The 21,928-nt window shown below is 66.7% G+C and carries 21 protein-coding genes; 7 read left to right on the plus strand and 14 right to left on the minus strand.

Features of this window, described 5'->3' with window-relative positions; all coding sequences use genetic code 11:
- The first annotated feature begins 53 nt into the window (after nt 1-53).
- Both ACZK33_RS13165 and ACZK33_RS13170 read left to right on the plus strand, forming a co-directional pair.
- Nucleotides 54-728 (plus strand): response regulator, encoded by a 675-nt coding sequence (locus tag ACZK33_RS13165; RefSeq protein WP_005413615.1) that lies wholly within the window; start codon nt 54-56, stop codon nt 726-728.
- Nucleotides 721-2,100, plus strand: a complete 1,380-nt coding sequence (locus tag ACZK33_RS13170; protein WP_423174264.1) for a sensor histidine kinase — start codon at nt 721-723, stop codon at nt 2,098-2,100. Before ACZK33_RS13165 ends, ACZK33_RS13170 begins: the two co-directional genes overlap by 8 nt.
- A gap of 146 nt (nt 2,101-2,246) precedes the next feature.
- Here the strand turns inward: ACZK33_RS13170 and ACZK33_RS13175 are convergent, their stop codons facing one another.
- The 3 genes from ACZK33_RS13175 to ACZK33_RS13185 all read right to left on the minus strand — a co-directional run bounded on the left by ACZK33_RS13175 (nt 2,247) and on the right by ACZK33_RS13185 (nt 5,440).
- The gene (locus ACZK33_RS13175) at nt 2,247-4,592 is read right to left on the minus strand and encodes a GH92 family glycosyl hydrolase (protein ID WP_423174263.1); all 2,346 of its coding nucleotides are present in this window, start codon (nt 4,590-4,592) and stop codon (nt 2,247-2,249) included.
- Between the two features lie 102 nt (nt 4,593-4,694).
- Entirely contained in the window at nt 4,695-5,018 is a 324-nt protein-coding gene (locus ACZK33_RS13180) for a thioredoxin family protein (protein ID WP_423174262.1), read from the minus strand.
- A 5-nt stretch (nt 5,019-5,023) separates the two neighbouring features.
- Nucleotides 5,024-5,440 (minus strand): baeRF12 domain-containing protein, encoded by a 417-nt coding sequence (locus tag ACZK33_RS13185; protein ID WP_019337746.1) that lies wholly within the window; start codon nt 5,438-5,440, stop codon nt 5,024-5,026.
- A 162-nt stretch (nt 5,441-5,602) separates the two neighbouring features.
- Here ACZK33_RS13185 and ACZK33_RS13190 point away from each other — a divergent pair, with 162 nt between their 5' ends.
- The 3 genes from ACZK33_RS13190 (at nt 5,603) to proP (ending at nt 7,794) form a co-directional block, all read left to right on the plus strand.
- A complete protein-coding gene (locus tag ACZK33_RS13190) occupies nt 5,603-5,830 on the plus strand; it encodes a hypothetical protein (RefSeq protein ID WP_182266179.1) in 228 nt (75 codons plus the stop codon).
- Nucleotides 5,831-5,915: 85 nt separating this feature from the next.
- Nucleotides 5,916-6,044 (plus strand): hypothetical protein, encoded by a 129-nt coding sequence (locus tag ACZK33_RS13195; RefSeq protein WP_256200907.1) that lies wholly within the window; start codon nt 5,916-5,918, stop codon nt 6,042-6,044.
- Between the two features lie 262 nt (nt 6,045-6,306).
- A complete protein-coding gene (proP, locus tag ACZK33_RS13200; RefSeq protein ID WP_423174261.1) occupies nt 6,307-7,794 on the plus strand; it encodes a glycine betaine/L-proline transporter ProP in 1,488 nt (495 codons plus the stop codon).
- Between the two features lie 84 nt (nt 7,795-7,878).
- On the opposite strand, the gene ACZK33_RS13205 is transcribed toward proP, so the two are convergent.
- The 11 genes from ACZK33_RS13205 to ACZK33_RS13255 form a co-directional block, all read right to left on the minus strand.
- Entirely contained in the window at nt 7,879-8,496 is a 618-nt protein-coding gene (locus ACZK33_RS13205; RefSeq protein WP_423174260.1) for a hypothetical protein, read from the minus strand.
- A gap of 109 nt (nt 8,497-8,605) precedes the next feature.
- Nucleotides 8,606-9,232, minus strand: a complete 627-nt coding sequence (locus ACZK33_RS13210) for an ATPase (protein WP_132810239.1) — start codon at nt 9,230-9,232, stop codon at nt 8,606-8,608.
- 3 nt (nt 9,233-9,235) lie between these two features.
- A complete protein-coding gene (locus ACZK33_RS13215) occupies nt 9,236-9,577 on the minus strand; it encodes a type II toxin-antitoxin system prevent-host-death family antitoxin (RefSeq protein ID WP_005413623.1) in 342 nt (113 codons plus the stop codon).
- Between the two features lie 70 nt (nt 9,578-9,647).
- A complete protein-coding gene (locus tag ACZK33_RS13220) occupies nt 9,648-11,243 on the minus strand; it encodes a sensor histidine kinase (RefSeq protein ID WP_478453452.1) in 1,596 nt (531 codons plus the stop codon).
- Nucleotides 11,244-11,252: 9 nt separating this feature from the next.
- Nucleotides 11,253-11,657 (minus strand): response regulator, encoded by a 405-nt coding sequence (locus tag ACZK33_RS13225; RefSeq protein WP_423174258.1) that lies wholly within the window; start codon nt 11,655-11,657, stop codon nt 11,253-11,255.
- 136 nt (nt 11,658-11,793) lie between these two features.
- Nucleotides 11,794-13,248 (minus strand): surface lipoprotein assembly modifier, encoded by a 1,455-nt coding sequence (locus tag ACZK33_RS13230; RefSeq protein WP_423174257.1) that lies wholly within the window; start codon nt 13,246-13,248, stop codon nt 11,794-11,796.
- A 90-nt stretch (nt 13,249-13,338) separates the two neighbouring features.
- Nucleotides 13,339-14,103: a Slam-dependent surface lipoprotein gene (locus ACZK33_RS13235; protein WP_423174256.1), complete on the minus strand. Its 765-nt coding sequence runs from the start codon at nt 14,101-14,103 to the stop codon at nt 13,339-13,341.
- 53 nt (nt 14,104-14,156) lie between these two features.
- Nucleotides 14,157-17,279 carry a TonB-dependent receptor gene (locus tag ACZK33_RS13240; protein WP_277778313.1) on the minus strand — a complete coding sequence of 1,041 codons (3,123 nt, stop codon included), beginning with the start codon at nt 17,277-17,279 and terminating at the stop codon, nt 14,157-14,159.
- Nucleotides 17,280-17,461: 182 nt separating this feature from the next.
- Nucleotides 17,462-18,418, minus strand: coding sequence for a FecR family protein (locus ACZK33_RS13245; RefSeq protein ID WP_423174254.1), 957 nt, complete (start codon nt 18,416-18,418; stop codon nt 17,462-17,464).
- 82 nt (nt 18,419-18,500) lie between these two features.
- Nucleotides 18,501-19,004: an RNA polymerase sigma factor gene (locus ACZK33_RS13250; protein WP_049462496.1), complete on the minus strand. Its 504-nt coding sequence runs from the start codon at nt 19,002-19,004 to the stop codon at nt 18,501-18,503.
- Nucleotides 19,005-19,195: 191 nt separating this feature from the next.
- Nucleotides 19,196-20,122: a LysR family transcriptional regulator gene (locus ACZK33_RS13255; RefSeq protein ID WP_071227968.1), complete on the minus strand. Its 927-nt coding sequence runs from the start codon at nt 20,120-20,122 to the stop codon at nt 19,196-19,198.
- Nucleotides 20,123-20,273: 151 nt separating this feature from the next.
- On the opposite strand from ACZK33_RS13255, the gene ACZK33_RS13260 reads away from it, so the two are divergent.
- Complete coding sequence (locus tag ACZK33_RS13260) at nt 20,274-21,140, plus strand: pirin family protein (protein ID WP_423174253.1); 867 nt, start codon at nt 20,274-20,276, stop codon at nt 21,138-21,140.
- Between the two features lie 71 nt (nt 21,141-21,211).
- A complete protein-coding gene (locus tag ACZK33_RS13265) occupies nt 21,212-21,892 on the plus strand; it encodes a hydrolase (RefSeq protein WP_164161901.1) in 681 nt (226 codons plus the stop codon).
- Nucleotides 21,893-21,928 lie beyond the last annotated feature (36 nt).

Genomic DNA, 21,928 nt, shown 5'->3' on the forward strand with positions numbered 1-21,928 from the left:
GGTAAGGTGACGGACTTGCGCCAAACTTGCCCCAACCTTGCACGAAGCTTGCAATGCGAATCCTGCTGATCGAAGACGATGCCGCCCTGGCCGATGGACTGATCCGCGCCCTGCAGGGTGCCGGCCACCTGTGCGACCACCTCTCGCGCGGACTGCACGCACCTGCGGCGCTGGCCAGTGCACCCTATGACGTGATGGTGCTGGACCTTTCATTGCCGGACGTGGATGGCCTCGACCTGCTCTCGCGCCTGCGCAACGATGGCGCCACCCTGCCGGTGCTGATTCTCACTGCACGCGATGGCGTGGAGGATCGCATCCTTGGCCTCGACCGTGGCGGCGATGACTATCTGGCAAAACCATTCGCGCTGGGCGAGCTGGAAGCGCGCCTGCGTGCGTTGTCGCGCCGCCGCAGTGACGCACCGGCACAGAAGCGATTGGGCCGGCTGTGCTTCGACAGCATCCGCAACGAAGTGCAGGTGGAAGGCCAGCGCATCGAGCTGACCGCACGCGAGCTGTCGCTGGTCGAAGCGTTGATGCAGCACCCCGGCCGCACCGTGACCAAGCAGCGCCTGTTCGATGCGCTCTACAGCTGGGACCACGAGGCCAACCTGTCGGTGATCGAGGTGCATGTCAGCCGCCTGCGCCGCAAGCTGGAACAGGCGCGTGCCGGCGTCGGCATCCGCATGCTGCGCGGCCTCGGCTACCGGTTGGAGGCCGTGGGTGACTGAGCGCGTGCACAGCCTGCGTGGCCTGCTGCTGCGGCGCCTGTGGCTGCCGCTGCTGGTGCTGCTGCTGTGCAGTGCGGTGGGTTCATTCGCGTTGGCGCGCTTCTATGCCGGCCAGGTCTACGACCGCTGGCTGCTGGATTCGGCGATGTCGTTGTCCGAGCTGGTGACGGTGCAGGACGGCCGCGCATCCATCGAGATCACCCCGGCGGTATCACGCATGTTCACCTGGGACACCGCCGACGAAGTGCATGGCGAGGTGGTCGATGCGGATGGCGGGCGCCTGTATGGCGACCTGCCCGAGGCATTGCCACGTCCGGCGAGCGCCGCCGCGAATGACGATGCGGTCTACTACGATGCGCGCCTGCGTGGTCAACCGGTGCGCATGGTCGAAGTGGTGGTCAGCGCCGGGCCGGGCCATGACATCCGGCTGCGCGTGGCCGAAACACTGCGCAAGCGCCACCGGCTGGAACGCAAGCTGCTGCTGACCAGCGTTCCGTTCCAGGCCGCGATCCTGGCACTGGCGGCGTGGCTGGCCTGGTCCGGCACCGGCGCCGCCGCAGGCCACGCCAACCTGGTCGCACGGAAGCTGGCCAGCCCGCGGCCGGATCCGTTGGCACCGCTGGATCCGGCGCAGGAGGCACCGCGCGAACTGTGGCCGGCGGTTGAGGCCTACAACGCCCTGCTGCAGCGCCTGGACGCGATGCAGGATGCGCAGCGGCGCTTCGTCAGCAACGCCGCACATCAACTGCGCACACCGTTGGCGGCCATGCAGGTGGAGCTGGAGAGCTCATTGCGCCAGCATGATCCGCAGGCCCAGCAGCTGGCGCTGTCCGGCACGCTGGCCGGGTTGGCCCGCTTGCAGCATCTGGTCAACCAACTGCTGATGTTGAGCCGCTCCGAAGATCCGCATGGCAGTGCACTGCAGCTGCAGCCAGTGGACCTGGCCGCGTTGGCGCGCGGCGTGGTGGAGCGCTATGCGGACCGTGCATTGGCTGCAGGCGTGGACCTGGGTTATGACGGGCCCGACGACGGCGTGCAGGTACAGGGCGATCCGCAGCTGCTGCGCGAGGCGTTGGGCAACCTGCTGGACAACGCGCTGCGCTACGGTGCCGTGCCAGGCGTGATCACCCTGGGACTACAGCAGGATGCCGAGGGCGTGCAGGTGTGGGTGGACGATGACGGCACCGGCATTGCCGAGGCCGAGCGCGCGCGCGTCACGGAACGCTTCTACCGGGCCAGCAGTGAAGGTGATGGCTGTGGGCTGGGACTGGCGATCGTGGCCGAGATCGCGCAGCGGCATGATGCGGCGCTGGTGATCGATACCGCCCCGATCGGTGGCGCGCGGGTGGGGATGCGGTTTCGATCCCGCTGACGTCCTGCGTGCCAACCAAGGTTGGCACCTACCCGGTCACGCCATCCGGTAGACGCCCACCTTGGTGGGCGCTGTTGACCTCCCGCGTGCCAACCAAGGTTGGCACCTACCAGAAGCGGGATCCCCGTACGCCAACTCGCAACCCATCATCGGCTCATCGAATACGGCGCCTGCGCGCCCTGCCCCGGCCAGTCCCTGTTCGGCTCGGCCTGCATGCTGAAGCGCAGTTCGCCACCGGCCAGGATCTCGTCGTGGCGCAGGAAGGTGCGCTGTAGCGGCTTGCCGTTGAGGCTCACGCTGCCCACATAGGTGTGCTTGTCATCCAGCCCATCGGCCACGATGGTGAACGTCTTGCCGTTCGGCAGGCGCATTGCGGTCTTCGGCAGGAACGGGCGACCCAGGATGTACTCGCCCGAGCCCGGGGCCACCGGGTAGAAGCCCAAGGCGGTGAACACGTACCACGCCGACATCTGGCCGACGTCATCATTGCCGGCCAGGCCATCGGGGCGGTCGGCGTACTGGGTGTCCATGATCTGCTTCAGGCGCGCCTGCGTGCGCCACGGCTGGCCGGCATACGAATACAGGTAGGCGACGTGGTGGCTGGGCTCGTTGCCATGCGCATACCAGCCGATCAGGCCGGTGATGTCTTCCATGTGCTCGAAGATGGACGGATCGACCTTGGCGTTGAACACCTCGTCCAGGCGCGCGAGCAGCTTGTCGCTGCCACCGTGCGCTGCGGCCAGTCCGGCCACGTCCTGCGGCACGTACCAAGAGTACTGCCAGGCATTGCCCTCGGTGTAGTCGGTGCCGTATCCACTGGCGCTGGGGTCGAATGGCGTGCGGAAGCTGCCATCGCGCTTGCGTGCGCGCATGAAGCCAGTGTCTTTGTCGAAGGCGTTGCGCCAGTTGCCGGCGCGCTTGTCGAAGGTGGCCGCAACATCGGTCTTGCCCATCGCCTGTGCCATGCGCGCGATGGTCCAGTCGTCGAAGGCGTACTCCAGTGTCTTGCTGGCCGCTTCGCCTTCCTCGTCGATCGGCACATAGCCCAGCTCGCGGTACTGCGCGATGCCGTCGTAGGGCCCGTAGTTGGCGGTCTCGACCATCGCCTTCAGTGCCTTGTCGGCGTCGAAGCCGCGGATCCCCTTCACGTAGGCGTCGGCGATCACTGGCACGGCGTGGTAGCCGATCATGCACCAGTCTTCCAGGCCATGGAACGACCACACCGGCAGCATGCCGTAGGGGCTGTGCTCATGGTGGGCCAGCATCGAATTGACGAAGTCGCTGTTGCGCTGCTCCGGCTGCACCAGCGTCAGCAGCGGATGCAGCGCACGGTAGGTGTCCCACAGCGAGAACGTCGAATAGTTGGCGTAGCCCTTGGCCTGGTGCACCGCGTTGTCCGAACCGCGGTACTGGCCATCGGCATCCATGAACAACGTCGGCCCCAGCATCGTGTGGTACAGCGCGGTATAGGCGCTGCGTCGCGCATGTTCCGGCGCATCGATATCGAGCACCAACAGCGCCTGCGTCCATTCCTGCTTTGCCTGCGCACGCACGCGGTCGAAATCGAAGCCGGCCACTTCCGCGTCGAGGTTGGCAATGGCACCGGCTTCGCTGACAGGCGAGATCGCCACCTTGACCACCAGCGGTGCATCCAGCTTGCCGAAGGCGAAGGTGCCGACCAGCTGGCGCCCCTCGATCTGTGCGCGCTGCGCCGGATCCTTCTCGCCCGGCGGCGGGAAGCCCTTGTAGACAATGTCCTGCTCGGTGTTGTGCAGCTCATGCCCGGAAAGCGGCCGCGAGAAACGCATCGCGAAATACAGCTGGCGGCCCGGCGCCCAACCACGGGTTTCGCGGAAGCCGGTCACCGTGCCATCGGCGCGCACCCGCACCCGCGACCACAGCACCTTGCCCGGGTAGTCGTACATGCTGGTGCGCATGTCCAGCAGCACCTTGGCATCGGTGCCCTTGGGGAAAGCATAGCGGTGCACGCCCACGCGCGCACTGGTGGTCAGCTCCGCGCGCACCTTGTAGTCATCCAGGGTGACTGCGTAGTAGCCCGGCTCGGCCTTCTCGTCGTCGTGGCGGAAACGCGAGGCGTAGCCGCTGCGTGGCTTTTCCGGATCACCGCGCTCCAGGCCGGGATTGCCGGTGAACGGCATCAGCAGGATGTCGCCGAGGTCCGAATGACCGGTGCCGGAAAAATGCGTGTGCGAGAAGCCGACGATGCTGCTGTCGTCGTAGCGATATCCGGCTGCCCAGCCATAGGCCTTTTCGCGTGGTTGGATGCGTGTGTCCGGGCTGAGCTGGACCATGCCGAACGGCACTGTGGCACCCGGGTAGGTGTGGCCTTCACCTCCAGTACCAATGAACGGGTCGACCGAGGCGTAGGCCTTGTCGGCGGCGGTTTTGGCGGGAGCGGCCGACGCCAGGCCGGAAGCGAGCATTGCCGTGGCGGCGACAGCGATCAGGAGACGACGGTCCAGCGTGGGCATCGGCGTTTGGATCGATTCAGGTGGTAGCCGGATGCTAGCACCGGGCCTGTCACGCCGCATGCTGCAGTGCGACTGCCCGGTGTCCCGCGCCGGGTTCAATCGTCAACCGGGAAGCGCGTTCTGCAACGACATGAGGTCCGCGCTGTCCAGCGGCCTCACCACCCGCGCGACCTCTTCTCCATCGCGCAGCAGCACCACTGTCGGCCACAGCTTCACCTTGAACGTTCGCCCCAATGGCCTTCCCTTGCCATCCTCGATCTTCCAATGCGCCAGATCGTTCGCTTCGACGAAGGCCTGCAACGCGGGCTGCGCGGCCTGGCAATGACCGCACCAGGGCGCACCGAACTCCAGCACCTGCCACCCAGCCTGCGCCGCCACCCCCGCAGAGGTGGGCTCGTTCGGAAGGTGATCACGCATGAACGGCATGAGCGCTACGCCGCCAGTGCCTTCTGGATGTCTTCCAGCGGCGCGTTGGTCAGATCCTTGGCAATATCCCCGAGCAATCGCGCCTGGACCTCTTTATGCAGCAGCGGACGGATGCGACCCAGCGTGGTCGGGTCGGCGATCAACACCAGGTGCGCATAGCGGTTCTTCAAGGCATCCTCATTGAGCTGTTCGGCCACCTGCTTGGCGAACGTCGCCTCGTTGAGCTGCGAGACCGACATGTCCTTCGGCACGGCACCCGCAGGCCCCTGCCCGGACACGCCCTGCTCACTGATGTCCTGCAGGCGCAGCTCGCCCTCCTGTTTCAGGGTCAACTGATGGTTGCTGCCCACGTTGGTAAACACCCGTGCCGAACCACCGTCGGCTACCACGATCAGCGTTCCTTCGGGAATCGTCCGCGCCATTGCATCCTCCATCAATTTGAAAAGTGGGTGTGTGCTCCACCTTATGCACGCCGATGTCACCAGAGCGCGCACAGGATGTGATTCCGTCATCGCAATCTGAAATCCGCCCTAAATTTACCGGGAGGCCTGCCGCTATGGCCTCCATCATCGCGAGGAACCTCTGTGCACGCTGGCTCACTGTTCCACGTCTGCTTCGCCACCAGCCTGGCCATTGCCGGCTGCGCCGGATGCATCCACCAGTTCCTGCAGGGCCAACCGTTTTTCGCCCTGGCCATCATGCTCTCGGTGCTTACCATGACCGGCGCCGCACTGGTCACGCGGAAACTGGCACTGCCGGGCGCCTTGGCGATGGCCTGCACGGTGTTCGGTTTGCTGGCGAAGTCAGCCTGAGCCTTCTGAACAGGCGACGTGGAACACAGCGTGCAGATCAGCCCGCTTCGCTGCACGCTCACGCCGGTGCCGTTATGATGAACGGATGATCGACACGACCCACTACGTGACGGGCGCACCTGTTACGTGGGAAGCACTGCCGACCGGCGCTTCGCTTGCCACGATTGCTCCCGCCCTGCATTTCCATCGCCTCGCGCTGGATCCCGGCGGATGACGCCCGCAGGCCCACGGCCTGCCTTCCCCACACGCTGATGTGACACGCGGCTGCCAACTGCGCGGCCGTTGTGATCCCGTTGCCGCGTTTCCGCCCCTGCGGCGGTGCTTTGCCGTGCGCGCGCCCTCGTGCCTGCACACATTCCCCGGCCCCCACGCCGCGCTTCGATGCCCCTGCGCCACTTGCGCCTGCATCGCCGTTTCCGATTTCCGGGAAACACCACACCGCCCATTCCCCTATTCCATACCTACAAGGGAGCCCCATGCAGGACACGCCCGATTCCCATGCCCACTTCGGCTGGTTCAAACGCCGCCGCCACCTGAAGGTCGATGAGATCACCGTCGTCGACAAGCCCATGCTCAAGCGCGCCGTCGGTGCCGCTGCACTCGGCAATGCCATGGAGTGGTTCGACTTCGGTGTCTACGGCTATCTGGCCGTCACCATCGGCCAGGTGTTCTTCCCGTCGAGCAATCCCACCGCGCAGGTGATTGCGGCCTTCGCCACCTTCACCGTGGCATTCCTGGTGCGCCCGCTGGGTGGCCTGGTGTTCGGCCCACTCGGCGACCGCTACGGGCGCCAGAAAGTGCTGGCGTTCACCATGATCCTGATGGCGCTGGGTACCTTTGCGATCGGCCTGATTCCTTCCTACGAGCGGATCGGCATCTGGGCACCGGTGCTGTTGCTGCTGGCGCGTGTGGTGCAGGGCTTTTCCACCGGCGGCGAGTATGGCGGTGCGGCCACCTTCATCGCCGAGTATTCCACCGACCGCAACCGCGGGTTGATGGGCAGCTGGCTGGAGTTCGGTACGCTGGGCGGCTATATAGCCGGTGCCGGTACCGTAACCGCACTGCACATGCTGTTGAGCAGCGAGCAGATGCTGGACTGGGGCTGGCGCATTCCATTCCTGGTGGCCGGCCCGCTGGGCCTGCTCGGCCTGTACATGCGCATGAAGCTGGAAGAGACCCCGGCATTCCGCGCCTTCGCCGAGGAAGCCGAGAAGCGCGAGCACGACCGGCCCGGGCTGGCCGCGCTGTTCCAGGTGCACGGCCGCCAGCTGCTGGTGTGCATGGGCCTGGTGCTGGTGTTCAACGTGACCGACTACATGTTGTTGACCTACATGCCCAGCTACCTCAGCGTCACCATGGGCTACGCCGAGAGCAAGGGCCTGCTGCTGATCATCATCGTGATGCTGGTGATGATGCCGTTGAACATCGTGGGTGGATTGTTCAGTGACAGGCTGGGCCGCCGGCCGATGATCATCGGCGCCTGCATCGCGCTGCTGGTACTGGCGATTCCATGCCTGCTGCTGGTCGGCAGCGGCAACGACTGGATGATCTTCCTTGGCCTGATGCTGCTGGGCCTGGCGCTGGTGTGCTTCACCAGTTCGATGCCATCCACGCTGCCAGCGCTGTTCTACACACCGGTGCGCTACAGCGCGCTGTCGATCGCCTTCAACGTCTCGGTGTCGCTGTTCGGTGGCACCACGCCGCTGGTCACCGCATGGCTGGTGGAACGTACCGGCGACCCGCTGGTGCCGGCCTACTACCTGATGGGCGCGGCGGTGGTCGGCCTGATCACGATGCTGTTCGTGAAGGAAACCGCCGGCCTGCCGTTGCGTGGTTCACCGCCGGCCGTCGGCAGCGACAGGGAAGCTGCGGCGCTGTTGAAGAGCGATGTGCCGGTCACGGTGGACCCGAGCCTGCCGCCGCTGCCGGACGTTGCTGAGCCCGAGCAGGTGAAGCCGGCCTGAGGCTCGCCGCGAAATGCCACACGCATGGCCTGGATCTACATGGGGCCTGTGGCGCCGGGCGGATACGCCCGGCGCTACCTGGCGCTATTTCTTGATGCGGGTCAGCTTCCCCGGCGTCCAACGCAGCGTCCATGTGTAGTTTCCGTCCGGCGGACAGACGTGGCGGTTCGGGCTCTTCCATTCGCAGACCGTCGCCCCGGCACTGACGGTGAAATCGACAATGATGCGATCACCCTGGATGCGGATCGCGCGGATGGCGCCTGGAATCTGTTCAACCGCGTCGTCACCATAGCCATACTGGCGGATGGCGGCATAGTCCTCTGCTTCCACCGGCGACAGGCTGTTCGGGTTCTCCTGGCCGCGCGGATCGTTTGCCGTCAGCGCCGTCATCACCGCCACCACATTGCGTTGCGCGAAGCTGCCGCCGGTGTAGGTGGACGTGTAGAAATACACGATCTCGGCTCGGCCATCGCCATCGAGGTCGGCAACAGCGGTCCACACCGGACGGAAATCGGATTCAATGTCGTCGCCGGGAATCAGCCGCAGGTTGGCTTCGGCGGCGAGGTAGGCCTGTACCAGGCTGGGCGGCGGCACCACCCGCTTGGACGCGGCAGGTGCGGCCGTCGCCGTCAGGCTGGACAGTGCCAGCGCAGCAAGCACCAGCCAGATCGAAGTGGAGCGGAACGTCGCAGGTCCGTGCATGTCGTCCTCCATGAGTGTGCGGTCAGTCTAACCGCAGCTCCGGTGGCGCCCAGTCGTGCACGGCGCGGTTTCGCGCGATGCGTGAAAGACATCCACACATGGCGTGGATCTACTGCGGGGTGTCCAACTCCATCGCACGCATCACGATGGGTTTGGCCCAGTCCGGCGTGTGCAGCAGTTCGGCCACCGAGACCGGGTACTGCAGCTGGCCGCGCTCCATCGCCAGCACAGGGAGGGGCGCGGCGCAGCCTTCTGCGTCGGCCGGCGCACTGTTGTCGTAGACATGCAGCTCAGCCAGGTGCGGCAGCAGGTCCAACAGGTTCTCGCGCGCCGAATCGAAGCGGGCGTGGATCTTTTCCACCGGAATATCGTGGCCACCGGCCTCTACCCGCGCCGCCACGCGGGCGATGTGCAGCTCGACCGTGGCCAGGCCACAGAACCAGATCGCGACGTGATGGTGCTCGCAGGCCTCGCGCAGCAGGCGCGGAATGGTGTTGCCACCCAGCGTTGTTTCGAAGGCGAAGTCCGTGCCATCAGCCATGGCCTGGCGCAGGCGGCGGGTGCCTTCCTGCCAGGCCTCGGCATTGGCTTCGGGCAGCGGCCAGCCAGCCTCGACCAGGCGGCGGGTGAACGAATCGGGGTTGAACCAGCTCAGTCCTTCGGCTTCCAGCCAGGTACCCAGCAGCGAACTTTTGCCGGCGCCATTGACGCCGGCCAGCACCAGGATCCGCCCCATCGTTCAGAGCGGACGGCCGAGGGTGACCTTGCGGCCACGGCGGATCGGCTGGCCCAGCACCTTGCCCAGCCCCTCACCGCGCTGCAGGCTGGCCAGGGTCTGGTCGAACTCACCGCGCAGGCGCAGCAGTTCTTCACTGCGCTCACCGGCGTCACCGCCGGCGGCCTTGGCCAGCAGCTCCTGATACGTGCGGATATCCACGATCACCGCTTCGGGATGATTATGGTTGGTGATGACCAGCGCCTGCTTCTCGCGCACGGTGCGCATCAGGCTCGGCCAGCCCCGGGTCTTCACCGACGAGGCCGGGGCCTTCTCAAGGCCTGGCAGATCCAACGGCAGGGTCATGGCACGGCTCCAGACGGGGATGGTTGAGGCCATTATGCCCAATTTGGCCCAATTGGGGATAAATGGACCATTACCTGACGGAACCCTCCGCCGCCGCGCCCGGAGCATCGGTCTGCAGCAGGCTGTCGCGCTCCCGCAACGGGAAGCGGATCCAGGCATCCAGGCCTTGTGGGCCAAAGCGCAGCTCCCCGCTGCCAGCCAGCTCGTACGGCACGCGCTGCTCGATCAGCGCCCGGCCCAGGCCGCGCTGGCGGGGCAGCTCCCAGTCCTCCACCTCGGCATGACGCTCGCACCAGTGCAGGCCCAGCCATGGCTGGCCGGCCTGAACCTGCAGATCCCAGGTGACCTCGATCCGGCCATCCTCATGGGTGAGCGCGCCATGCCTCAGCGCGTTGGTCGCTAATTCGTGGATCGCCAGGGACAGTACTTCGGCTGCTTTCGGCGGCAGCAGCACGTCCTCGCCCTGCAGGCGGTAGGCGGCCGCTGCCGGCGTCTGCGCAGCGATCTCCTCGTCGAGCATGCCACGCAGGCAGACGCCGGCATTGGCACCACGGGTCAGCAGACTCTGCGTGCGTGCCAGCGACATCAGTCGCCCGCACAACCGTTCAGCGTATTCATCCACACTGCTGACCGACTCGCGGGTCCGCCAGGCAATGGCATGGATGGTCGACATGATGTTACGCACCCGGTGCTGCAGTTCGGCCAGCAATACCGATTGACGCTCAGTGGCACGCTTGAGGTCGTCGATGTCCACCGCGATGGCAAATACCCCGCTGACCTCACCGTCGCCATCGCGCAGGGGCGCGGCAGCGACCCGGGTCCAGCGCGCGCGGCCATCATCATGCAGGTACTGGAACTCCAGCCCCGGCACCACGGTCTCGCCGCGCATTGCGCGGGCGATGGCGAAGTCGTCCGGTGCAATGGGGGTGCCATCGGGATGGCAGCCGTGCCAGCGATGCTGGTTGTCGGCGTCTCTGGAAGGCACCTTGCCGGTGGGCAGATAGGCGCGCATCTGATCGTTGGACAGCAGCATGCGGCCCTGCAGATCAACAATGCACAGGCCGACCGGCAGCATCCTGAAGGCCAGCTCCAGGCGCCGCTCGCTCTCGCGCCGCCGTAGTTCCTCGCGCTCGCGCGCGGCCAGCGCCAGATGCGCGGCGGTGGTTTCGAACATGGTCACCAGCACGCCGTTGATCCGCCCTTCCTCGCCGCGGATCGGGCTGTAGGTGATCGTGAACCAGATGTCTTCCAGCCGGCCGCGCCGGACCAGCGGGTACAGCTTGTCTTCGAAGGTGAGCGTCTCGCCCTGCCAAACCCGGGTATAGAGCGGCCCGTTGATGTGCCACACCTCGGGCCAGCACTCGCGGGTCGGCTGGCCGAGCCCGCCGGGATGCTTGTCGGCCAGGATCTCGGCATAACCATCGTTGTAGAGCTGCACCAGCTGCTCGCCCCACAGCACGATCATCGGGAAGCCATGGGCCAGCATCAGGTCGACGGTGGCGCGCAGGTGGGGCGGCCACTGCTCACAGGCACCCAATGGCGTGGACGACCAGTCGTGACGGGCGATGCGCGCGGCCATGCCATCGTGGCGCGCATGCAGGCGCGGCGCAGGTGGCATCGAGCCACGCAGCTTGGCGGCGTGGATGCCTTCAGGACGACGCGACATGCCGCGCAATCAGGCGATGCCCGCAGAGACCTGCGGCGCCGCCACCAGCCCGGCCAGCTGCTGCACCAGGGTTTCGATGTGATAAGGCTTGGTACAGCGCGGCGCGCTGGCGAAGCGGCTGGGCAGGTTGTCGTCGTAACCGGAGGTCAGCAGAAAGGGCGTACCCGCCTCGGCCAGCCGGTCGGCCAGCGGATAGACCTGCTCACCGCCCAGGTTGATGTCCAGCAATGCCACATCGATGGGATGGGTATCGACCAGCTGCCCCAGCGCCTGCAGGTCACCGGCAGGCCCCACCACCTGTGCGCCTTTCAGCTCCAGATAGTCGACCAGGAACATCGCGATGGCGAACTCATCCTCCGCCACCAGTACACGCAGCCCTTTCAGGCCCTCTGGTTTGCTGCCCGCTTCCAGCACGACCGGCGCTCCTCGATACACGCGGCCCAGCTCTGCCGCAACGCCCGCAGGATGCGCGAACCGGGCTACAAGAGCGCGTGATGATGGATGAAGATCGCGGCCACGGCCCGTTCACCGCGGCATTGCAGCGGCGTGTTCAGAAGGCCCGCTCCCACTTCAGGCTGAGCAGGCTGCGGTCGTGGCTGTACAGCCAGCCAACGTTGCTGTCGATGCGCGCGTAGCGCAGGCTCAGGCTGGGTACCAGCCCGGCCACGGCAAGGCGCTCGCTGCGCACGATGGCGATCAGGTTCTGTTCGCTGTCCTCACGCCGCGCCTCCAGCAGCGGACTCCACGCGTCGTAGTCGCGCTCGCGCAACGAGACGAATACGGTGGCGGTGGTGCCACTCCATTGCCGCGCCGCACCCAGCCGCACGCCGCGCTGGCGGTAGCCGTTGGCTGGGTTGGCGGCGCTGCTGTCACTCAGGTCCAGCCCGGCAAAGAGGGTCCAGCGCGGGTTGAGCGCACGGAACCATGTGGCATACACCGCGGCCAGCTCACCGTCGTAATTGGCGGCCAGGCCACGCTGGCGATAGCGCTGGCGCTTCCAGTCGGCCTCCAGCTTGAGCAGGCTGCGCGCGTCCAGCGCATATTGCCATTCGCCATGCAGCCCGCTGCCGCCCTGCAGGGCCCGGTTGCCGAGGCCCTGATAGTCATAGCTGGGGGCGATCTGCAGGGTATGCCGTGCGCTACGCCAGCTGTAACCCGCCTGCACGTTGGCATTGAGCTCGTTGTAGGCGCTGTGCCCACGCCATGCCTGGCCGAATGCGAGGCCACGCACGTACACGCCATGGTGGCCCTTCAAGGCCCAGCGACGTTCGAGGTTACCGTCGTAGTCCAGGCCCATGGCGCGCTGGGCATCGGGAAGATTGCGCTGGATGATGCAGGTGTCGCCTACCCCGAACAGGCAGGTGCGGCTGGCCGAACTGCGGTTGATGTTGTCGCTCCATGCCGGGCCGGCGGACAGCGCGCCTTTCCAGCGCTGGCGCGCCTGCAGCGCAGCCAGATAGGCGTCCACCCGTCCGCGTACACCTGCGGTGGCGGGGTCATCGGCACTGATGCCATCCGCGATCGCCGTGAACAACGCCACCGCATCGCGATCGCGCTGGTCTTCGGCGTAGACGCGCGCAAGTTCAAGGCGGGCCGGCAGGAAATCCGGCTGTGCCTCCAGCAGCGCCTCGTACTCGTTGGCCGCGCGATGGTGATTGCCGGCCACCCGCGCCAGGCCGCCCTGCGCATAGTGGCGCAGCAACGGGTCGTGGCCAGGCAGTTCGATGTATTCATCCAGGAAGCGTTGCGCGGCGCCCCATTGCTGATGCTGCAGCGACAGGTACAGCGCCTGGCCCAGATCATCGACCGTGCGCTCCACGCGCAGGGTCTGGCCGTCGATGGTGATGGTCGGTCGCTCCGACTCGGCCTGCTGCAGGCGCTGCTGGTCCTGCTGCTGGTGGCGCAGGTCGGTGCCCTGTTCGAGCACGCGGCGAAGATCGTCCTGCTGGGCGCGCACGTCGGCGGCCGCCAGCAGCAGTACGACAAGGAAGATGGGATGGCGCATGGTCGATCCGTGGTGGTGCATGCAGCGGGCCGAAGCAGGGACTGGCGGATCGCGGCTTGTCCCTGCCCTGCCCCGTCAGGGGTGTGGCAATCAGTTCTTGCTGCCGCCGAAGGCGGTGTCGTACTGGCTGTTGCCGCTGAAGGTGGCGATACCGGCCAGGGCGGCCGCGTTGGCGCCGAAGAACTGCCCCTGGGTGGTGCCGGCAACGCTGCCGTTGGCGGTGGCCGAACCGGCGAACGATGCGTCGGCACTGTTGATGTTGGCAACGATGGCCAGGTTCAGGCCGTTGCCCGACAGCGCACCATCCAGGGTGCCGGCGCCGAAGTCGGCGTCGAAGGTGCCGCTCAGCAGGTTGCTACCGTTGAACTTGTTCAGGCCAGCCACGGTGTAGGACGCCACGCCAGCAGGCAACGTGGTGCCGGCGCGGTCACCAACGAAGTAGACCTGGCGGTTGTTGAAGCCACCGGCGGCGCCATCCTTGGACCACTCACCGAACCAGACATCGCCACTGCCGACCTTGACGAAGTTGAAGTGGCCCATACCGGCGTGGCTGCCCGGTGCGCCGGTGATCGGCATGGCCAGGGTACGTACCGTCACGCCATTGACGGTGGTCGGTGCCGAGTAGGCGCTCAGGCCCTGGAAGTCCACCGGCTTGGCCTGGGACACGGTACCGACACCGATACCGGCCTTGCCAGCGCGGTGCGGGCCGCCATTGACCTGCGATTCGCCAACCGCCACATACAGCTCGGCATCGGTCTTGGCACTGGCGGCACCGACGATATCGGCAGCATGCGCGGCACCGACCAGAGCCAGCGAGGCAGCAACGGCGAGAACCGAACGGGAGATCACTTTCATGGTATTGCTCCTTGGTTGAGGGAACTACGGGTACAACGCTTGAAGGTGGGAGATCAGAAGCGCGCGGTGACGCCGAGCTTCAGGGTGCGACCCGGGGCCGGCAGCGTGGACCGCGTGGCTGGATCGACGTAGTAGCGGTTGCCGAGGTTGCTGCCGACCAGTTCGACGCTGGCATGCTCGTTGAAGCGCCAGCGCGCATAGGCATCGACGGTGGTGATGTTTCCCCAGGTGAACGGCACGTTCTGCCAGAGCAGGCCGCTGCCACCGCTCAGCAAACGGTCACGGTAGGCCTGCAGATCAGGGTTCTCGTGGCGCTGGTAGTGCACGATGCGGCTGCCAAGCTCCAGGCGCTCATCGAACAGGCGCGTGCCCAGCGACCAGTTGATCGACAGCTTGGGAATGGCCTGGGTCAGCAGGTAGCCACCAACGAAACCATCCTGCACGCAGTTCGGGACCAGGCCGCGGTTCGCATCCAGGAGCACCGCCGTGCTCTCGTCACACACCTCGTTTTCCAACGTGCGGGTGATGCCCAGATCGGTGAAGAAGCGCCGGTTGTCGAAGCGGGCCTGCAGTTCGATGCCACGGATGGTCTGCTTGTCGATGTTGTCGAACAGGAAGTTGCCATCGCGCTCGATCACGTCACGGGTTTTGTGCACGTAGTACGCCAGCTTGACGTCGGCATCGGCGGTGTTGCCGAACAGGGCCGACAGGTTGTGCACGTAGCCCACTTCGTAGTTGTAGGCGTGCTCGGGCTTGAGCGCATGCAGTGGATTGAGGCTGCCGGAGAAAGCGATCGTGCTTTCGAACATGCTCGGGAAGCGCACCGCTTCGCTGTAACGCACGTAGGCACGGGCGGCCGGGGACAGGTGTGCAGTGGCCGAGAAGGTCGGCAGCCAGGCATGGTCGCGGCGGCGGCTGTTGCGTGCATCGACCGGCTGCGACTGTACGCTGTTGCCGATGTTGCAGACCTGGTCGCTGCCGGCGAACACCGGCTGCACGCCGGGAATGGCCGCCACTTCGCCATTGAGGCAGGGATTGCCGGCGCGGGTGTAGTTGCCATCGGCATCGGGCAGCCAGGGCCGCGTGTACCTGACCGGACGCGGCGTCTCGTACGGTGCCAGCAAGGCACGGATGCTGTCATCGATGAACCAGCCCATGCCGCGCTTTTCCCATACGGCGCGGCGTGCTTCCAACGCGTCGATGCGGGCCTGCAGATTGGCGGGACGGGGCGGCAACTCGTTTACGGTGTACTGCGCTTCCTTGCCACCTACGCCCTTGGTCAGCAGCTCGGGGTGCGCCTCGAGGAAATCGTCGAAGGCCCAGTAGCGGCTGTAGCGCACGCCTGCATTGAGGGTAAGGAAGTCGACCGGCCGCCACTCCAGGGTCAGGTAGCCCTCGCCCTCCTGTCGGCGCCCGGCACGCGGGAACATGCGCCAGCCATCGGTGGTACCGAAGTACGGATCGCTCGAGCCGAGCTTCTCGTACTGCCAGTTGCCGCCCACGGTCAGGTCCAGGGTCGAATGCAGGGCGAAGCGGTTGCTCAGGATCAGGCCGGTGCGGTCGTTGCGCGCGTTGGCCAGCGCGGTGTTGCGCAGGATCGGGCTTGCGTCCGGGTTCCATGCCGGATTACCCACTGCGAAGTTCGGGAAGCCGCCAGCGCTGTAGGTATCGCTGTCCGTCTCCGTGCGCCACAGGTTGGCGTAGAGGTCCAGCCAGCGGCTGCCGGCCGGCTGGAAGCGGTATTCCAGGTTCCAGGCATCGGACGCAACCCGGCTGAGCGGCCACTGGATGCGCCCGTAGTCGGGCGCGGACAGGATGCGCGACGGCATGATCTCGCCGTAGTGCGACAGCGTGCGCCGCCAGGTCGCCTTCAGCTGCTGATCGTCGTTGATCTGCCAGGTTCCCTTGACCAGCCACGACTCCTGTTCGCTGGAGGTATTGGGCACTTCATCGCCCGGTTTGAAGTAACGCGCCAGCGTGGTGATGTAGTCGATGCCCTGGTACTCGTACTGCTCGCGCCGGTCCTGGTCGTAGTACGCGCTTCCCTTGCTGCCGGAGAAGTAGTTGCCGCGCTTGCGCCAGGCGTAGGCGGCCATCAGGTCGACGTTGTCGCCGCGTACGCCCAGTGCCAACCGCCAGGCCTGGTCTTCGCCATCGAAGGGGTTGTTGCCGCTGCGCGACTTCACCGGCACGACCAGGGTGCGGTCGTCATAGGGTGAGTTCGGCGAGCCCTGCGGGAACCCCGGCACGGTGCGGTAATCCTCGCCGGTGTGCAGGCGCGGCAGGCGCGGTGCCACCGCATTGCTGCTGCCTTCGATCTTCAGCTCCCCGCCGAAGCGCTCGCCGGCAGCAACAATGTCGTCAACGTCGATGGTCTTGATCACCAGCGCACCGCCGATCCCGCTGTGCACATCGCGCACCAGCCCTGGCCCCTTGATGACCTGGATGCCACCAATCAGGTTGGGATCGATGTAGTTGCGGTTGCTGACGCCGTTGTAGCCGCGCCAGACCGTGAGCGCCTGTTCGCCACCGTCGATGCTGACCGGCACCCGCCCGGGCCCCTGGATGCCACGGATGTTGACGTCCAGCGCGCCGCTGTTGCGCGCATCGCCGCTGAACACGCCGACCAGATCCTTGACCACGTCGGCCGGATTGGAACCACGATAGCGCTCCACCCGGTCGCGCCCCGAATACGCCGTGGTCAGGTCCAGCGCGAACACATCATCGTAGCCGCGCCGATCGCGCGCCTCACCCCCTTCCGACTGAAGGCGACCGGCCACGTCCAGTGTTTCGGTCACCCGCACCCCTTCCCCTTCACCCGCCTCCGCTGCGGCCCGCAGGCTCCAGGTACCGTCCATGCCACGCTGTGCGCGCACGCCGCTGCCGCGCAGCAGCTGCTGCAGGGCCTGCATCTGGCTGTACTCGCCACTCACCGCACTGGAGCGGCGGCCCTCCACCAGGTCACTGCGGAACACCACCTGCACATCGGCCTGGCGGCCAAAGGCACGTACGGCATCAGCCAGTGGCTGCTCCGGGATGGCGTACTGGCGCACCGGCGCGACGATCGCCGGTTGTGCCTGCACGGCCGGCACCCAGGCCAGCGGCAGCAATGCGGTGGAAACGGCCAGGGCCAGAACGGTGGCGCGACGATGACAGGCGGATGCCGTGGACGGCATGGACAGGAACTCCTCAAGCGTGGCTGGACCACGGGCACATCCGGTGCCGGTGGTGTGTCTGGCTTGAGGAAAAACGGTGTTTCGCTCTGGCTATACCTCTATAGACAACGGGGCACTGCAGGTGCCCACGGCTTTTTCATGTTTTTTTCATGCCGCGTATTCCGCCATGAACCGGCGGCACCTCACCACAGCACCAACGCGCCGCCGGGCAAGCGCTGCACGCGCAGTCCAGCCTGTGCGGCCACGGCATCGATGGCCGTCTCCGGCTGCTGCAGGTGGAACAAGCCACTGACCCGTACGCTGGCACCCTGCCCACCCAGTACCCAGACCGGGGCACGACGGTAGCGCGCCAGATCGGCGATGGCCTGCGTGGCCGGCTGATCATCGATCACTACCTCGCCCCGCCGCCATGGCGCCACGGCCTCGGGATCTTCCAGCCGCACAGGCTGCAGCCAGCGACCGTCACGGAACGCCCGTGACTGCCCCGCATGCAGGCGCTGTACGCTGCCATCGCCCGGACGCACCTCGACCACACCCTCGCTGACCTGGGTGGTGACCGTGGCGTCCTGCATCGACACACTGAAGGCGGTGCCGATATCACGGACCCGGCCGCCCGCGGCCTCGACCTGGAACGGGCGAGCTTCGTGCGCCACCTGGAACCAGGCCTGCCCGCGCAGAAGGCGCAGGCGACGCTGCTGGCCGTCGAACTCGAGCGCCAGCGCGGTTCCCGCATCGAGCACGGCGGTGCTGCCGTCTTCCAGTTGCACCACGCGTGGCGCATCGCTGCTGCGCAGGTCACTGCGCGCCAGCAACAGCGCCTGCGGTGCGGCCGCGACCATCAGCACCACAGCGGCGGCGCTGGCCAACAGCCATGGCAGGCGACGGCGCGGCGCGATCGAGCGCAGGCCCTCGCGATCGGTGGTGAGCTCGGGCAGCGCCGCCAGCACGTCGGGCCCGGCGGCATCCAACCCCTGCCAGAAGGCCTGCTGCTGGCGCCAGGCCAGCGCATGGCGCGGATCGGCCCGCAGCCAGCGCTGCAGGGCTCGTTGATGGCGTTCCGGCAGCGGGCCTGCACTGCACTGGATCACCCAGCGCAACGCCTGCCTGGCCTGACGCGGCGAGGGTTCGGACGTGGTCATGGTTGTGGCCTGCCGCACCACGAACGGGTGCGCTTTCCTGTTGTGACAACGGCGGGCGCGATCTGCCCACGGCAATCGCCGCTCATCGATGCATTCCCTGCTGGTGCTGCTGGATCAACAGTGCCGCGCGCAGCACATGCTTGCCGACCAGGCTCTTGGAAATACCCAGTCGTGTCGCGATCTCGCGCTCGCTCAGGCCCAGGTAGCGGTTGAGCACGAAGCACTCGCGCACCTGCGCTGGCAGCGCGAGGATGGTCTGGGTGATCTCGCGCAGCTGTGCCTGGTCCAGTGCCTGCGCCTCGCCGTCGTGGCCCGCCTCGGCCATGTCGGCGGCGTACTCGGCCATCGCGCGCCGCTCGCGGGCGTCGGCCTGGCTGCGGTTGAGCGCATGGTGATAGGCCATCCGGTACAGATAGCCGCGCGGCTCCAGGATCGGTGGATCACCGGGCACGCTGCTGGCCTTCAGGTACAGGTTCTGCAGGGTGTCCTCGGTACTGGCCGGGTCGAGATAGCGCGCGATGAAGCGAGACAACGCACGGCGCTCGCGGATCAGCAGCTCGACCAGCGCCAGGGCATTGGGAGACATAGGTGCCAAAGCCGGACCGGGGAATGATGGGCGTGATGGCGACGGTCCGGACATGGATTGTGGGCTGCGCGGCCGCAGGCGGCAAGCGAAAGCCCGTCGCGCGGCACCAGGATCATCCACGCATGGCGTGGATCTCCCAGGCAGCGCCGGATCCAGTAGATCCACGCCATGCGTGGATGTGGATGCGGAGCCTACGGTTCGTCCAACGCCTCGAAACGCTCGGCGAGGTAATCGATCAACGCGCGTACCGCCGGCAGCAGCCCACGCCGCGAAGGGAACACCGCATGCACGATGCCGTGTTTCGGCACCCACTCGGGGAGCACCGGCAGCAGCGCCCCGCTCTCCAGCTCATCGGTGATCATCATCCGCGGCAGCATCAACAGCCCGACCCCGGCCACCGCGGCTGCGCGCAACGCGATCATGTCATCGCTGACCAGGCGCGGGCGGTGATGCACGCTGGCCTGGATCTCGCCGGGCCCACTGTATTCCCACACATGCTGCTGACTGGGCGAGGCCAGATCGACGGTCGGCATCATCGCCAGGTCGGCCGGCACCTGCGGCGTGCCCAACCGTTGCAGCAGCGCCGGGCTGGCACTGGTGCACCAGACCCGGCGTGCCAGCACGCGTACCACCAGATCGCTGTCCTCCAGCGGCGGCGGCCGTACCCGGATCGCCACATCCACGCCCTCGCCCACCACGTCCACGCGGCGGTTGGTGGCGTCCAGCTGCACCGTCACCTGCGGGTGCAGGGCCAGGAAGTCGGCCAGCATCGGGCCGATGCGCGCGTGCAGGATCGCGATCGGGCACGCAAGGCGGATGGTGCCGCGCGGCTCGGCGCGCGACATCGCAATCGCTTCTTCGGCCGCCTCCGCCTCGACCAGCATTGCCTTGCAATGGCGGTAGTAGTCCTGGCCGACCTCGGTGACCGAGAAACGCCGGGTCGAGCGCTGGATCAGGCGCACGCCCAACCGTTCTTCAAGCAGCGCGATGCGCCGGCTCAGTTTCGACTTGGGCATCGCCAGCGCCCGCCCGGCCTGCGAGAAGCCGCCGTGCTCGACCACCATGGCGAAATAGAACAGGTCGTTGAGGTCACAACGGCGGATATCTGCGATGAACACGGGGCGATCTCCTGCGGCCCACGGCCTGCCGCCATTGTTCACCAGATAGGACTATGACGGCAAATATTGGCGTCTACCGGCCCAATTGTCGCGGCGATATCGTCTCCTGCAACGAAGAACAGCGGCCGGCAGCCCCGGCCAGGAGATCGCCATGAAGCGTGTCACCGGTACCTACAGCGCCCCCCGCCCGCACTGGGTGGGCGATGGATTCCCCGCCCGCTCGATGTTTTCCTACAACACCCACGGCCAGCACCTGAGCCCGTTCCTGCTGCTGGACTATGCCGGCCCGTACAGCTTCGCCCCCAGCGATACCCCGCGTGGGGTCGGCCAGCATCCGCACCGCGGTTTCGAGACGGTCACCATCGTCTATGAGGGCGAGGTCGCCCACCGCGATTCGACCGGGGCCGGCGGCACCATCGGCCCGGGTGACGTGCAGTGGATGACCGCTGCCTCCGGCATCCTCCACGAGGAACTCCACACGCCGGAATTCAGCAAGCGTGGCGGCACGCTGGACATGGTCCAGCTTTGGGTCAACCTGCCGGCGCGGGACAAGATGGGCGCACCGGGCTACCAGACCCTGCTTGACGCAGAGATCCCCTCAGTGGATCTGCCTGAGGGCGCCGGCCGCGTGCGTGTCATCGCGGGCCGCTTCGACGGCCACGCCGGTCCGGCACGTACCCACACGCCGATGGATGTCTGGGACATCCGCCTGCAGCAGGGCCACCACGCCGAACTGCCGGTGGCCGATGGCCGCACGCTGGCGCTGGTGGTGTTGAAGGGCTCGGTCCGGATCAACGGCGGCCAGCCGGTCGGCGAGGCGCAGCTGGTCACCTTCGATCGCAGCGGCGAGGACGTGTTCGTCGACGCCGACAGCGACGCCACTGTGCTGCTGCTCAGCGGCGAGCCGATCGACGAGCCGGTGGTGGGCTATGGCCCGTTCGTGATGAACAGCCAGGCCGAGATCAGCCAGGCGGTCAACGATTTCAACAGCGGCCGCTTCGGCCGGATCGCGCACTGAGCGCTTCCGCGCGGCGGGTGATGACCCGCCGCGCCAACGGGCCATCGCCCACCTTCCCCAGGAGACTGACCATGAGTACCCCCGCCAACTTCAACGGTGCCCGCCCGGTGATCGATCCGGACAACGCCGCGATGCTGCTGATCGACCACCAGAGCGGCCTGTTCCAGACCATCGGTGACATGCCATTCACCAGCGTGCGCGCCCACGCCACTGCGCTGGCGAAGATGGCCACGCTGGCAAAGATGCCGGTGATCACCACCGCCTCGGTCCCGCAGGGCCCGAACGGCCCGCTGATCCCGGAGATCCACGACGCGGCCCCGCATGCTCAGTACGTGGCGCGCAAGGGTGAGATCAACGCTTGGGACAACCCGGAATTCGTTGCTGCAGTGAAGGCCACCGGCCGCAAGCAGCTGATCATCGCCGGCACTATCACCAGCGTGTGCATGGCCTTCCCGTCGATCGCCGCCGTGGCCGATGGCTACCAGGTGTTCGCGGTGATCGATGCCTCGGGCACCTATTCGAAGATGGCCGAAGAGATCACCCTGGCCCGCGTGGTGCAGGCCGGCGTGGTACCGATGGACACCGCTGCGGTGGCCTCGGAGATCCAGCGCACCTGGAACCGCGACGATGCCCAGCAGTGGGCCGAGGTCTACACGAAGATCTTCCCGAACTACCAGCTGCTGATCGAGAGCTACCTGAAGGCGCAGGACGTGCAGAAGAACCAGGAGCAGCTGGATTCGCAGCGCAGCTGAGCTGCCCCCGGGTGCCGGCCCGCTGTCGGCACTCCT

Source organism: Stenotrophomonas sp. 86156_Sma (assembly GCF_056481625.1).

Coding starts and splice junctions, on each gene's coding strand:
- ACZK33_RS13260 (WP_423174253.1), top strand. CDS start 20,274: ATGAAGCGTGTCACCGGTACCTACAGCGCCCCCCGCCCGCACTGGGTG.
- proP (WP_423174261.1), top strand. CDS start 6,307: ATGCAGGACACGCCCGATTCCCATGCCCACTTCGGCTGGTTCAAACGC.
- ACZK33_RS13215 (WP_005413623.1), bottom strand. CDS start 9,577: ATGACCCTGCCGTTGGATCTGCCAGGCCTTGAGAAGGCCCCGGCCTCG.
- ACZK33_RS13240 (WP_277778313.1), bottom strand. CDS start 17,279: ATGCCGTCCACGGCATCCGCCTGTCATCGTCGCGCCACCGTTCTGGCC.
- ACZK33_RS13185 (WP_019337746.1), bottom strand. CDS start 5,440: ATGGCGCGGACGATTCCCGAAGGAACGCTGATCGTGGTAGCCGACGGT.
- ACZK33_RS13180 (WP_423174262.1), bottom strand. CDS start 5,018: ATGCCGTTCATGCGTGATCACCTTCCGAACGAGCCCACCTCTGCGGGG.
- ACZK33_RS13210 (WP_132810239.1), bottom strand. CDS start 9,232: ATGGGGCGGATCCTGGTGCTGGCCGGCGTCAATGGCGCCGGCAAAAGT.
- ACZK33_RS13265 (WP_164161901.1), top strand. CDS start 21,212: ATGAGTACCCCCGCCAACTTCAACGGTGCCCGCCCGGTGATCGATCCG.
- ACZK33_RS13205 (WP_423174260.1), bottom strand. CDS start 8,496: ATGCACGGACCTGCGACGTTCCGCTCCACTTCGATCTGGCTGGTGCTT.
- ACZK33_RS13195 (WP_256200907.1), top strand. CDS start 5,916: ATGATCGACACGACCCACTACGTGACGGGCGCACCTGTTACGTGGGAA.
- ACZK33_RS13165 (WP_005413615.1), top strand. CDS start 54: ATGCGAATCCTGCTGATCGAAGACGATGCCGCCCTGGCCGATGGACTG.
- ACZK33_RS13230 (WP_423174257.1), bottom strand. CDS start 13,248: ATGCGCCATCCCATCTTCCTTGTCGTACTGCTGCTGGCGGCCGCCGAC.
- ACZK33_RS13220 (WP_478453452.1), bottom strand. CDS start 11,243: ATGTCGCGTCGTCCTGAAGGCATCCACGCCGCCAAGCTGCGTGGCTCG.
- ACZK33_RS13235 (WP_423174256.1), bottom strand. CDS start 14,103: ATGAAAGTGATCTCCCGTTCGGTTCTCGCCGTTGCTGCCTCGCTGGCT.
- ACZK33_RS13250 (WP_049462496.1), bottom strand. CDS start 19,004: ATGTCTCCCAATGCCCTGGCGCTGGTCGAGCTGCTGATCCGCGAGCGC.
- ACZK33_RS13245 (WP_423174254.1), bottom strand. CDS start 18,418: ATGACCACGTCCGAACCCTCGCCGCGTCAGGCCAGGCAGGCGTTGCGC.
- ACZK33_RS13175 (WP_423174263.1), bottom strand. CDS start 4,592: ATGCCCACGCTGGACCGTCGTCTCCTGATCGCTGTCGCCGCCACGGCA.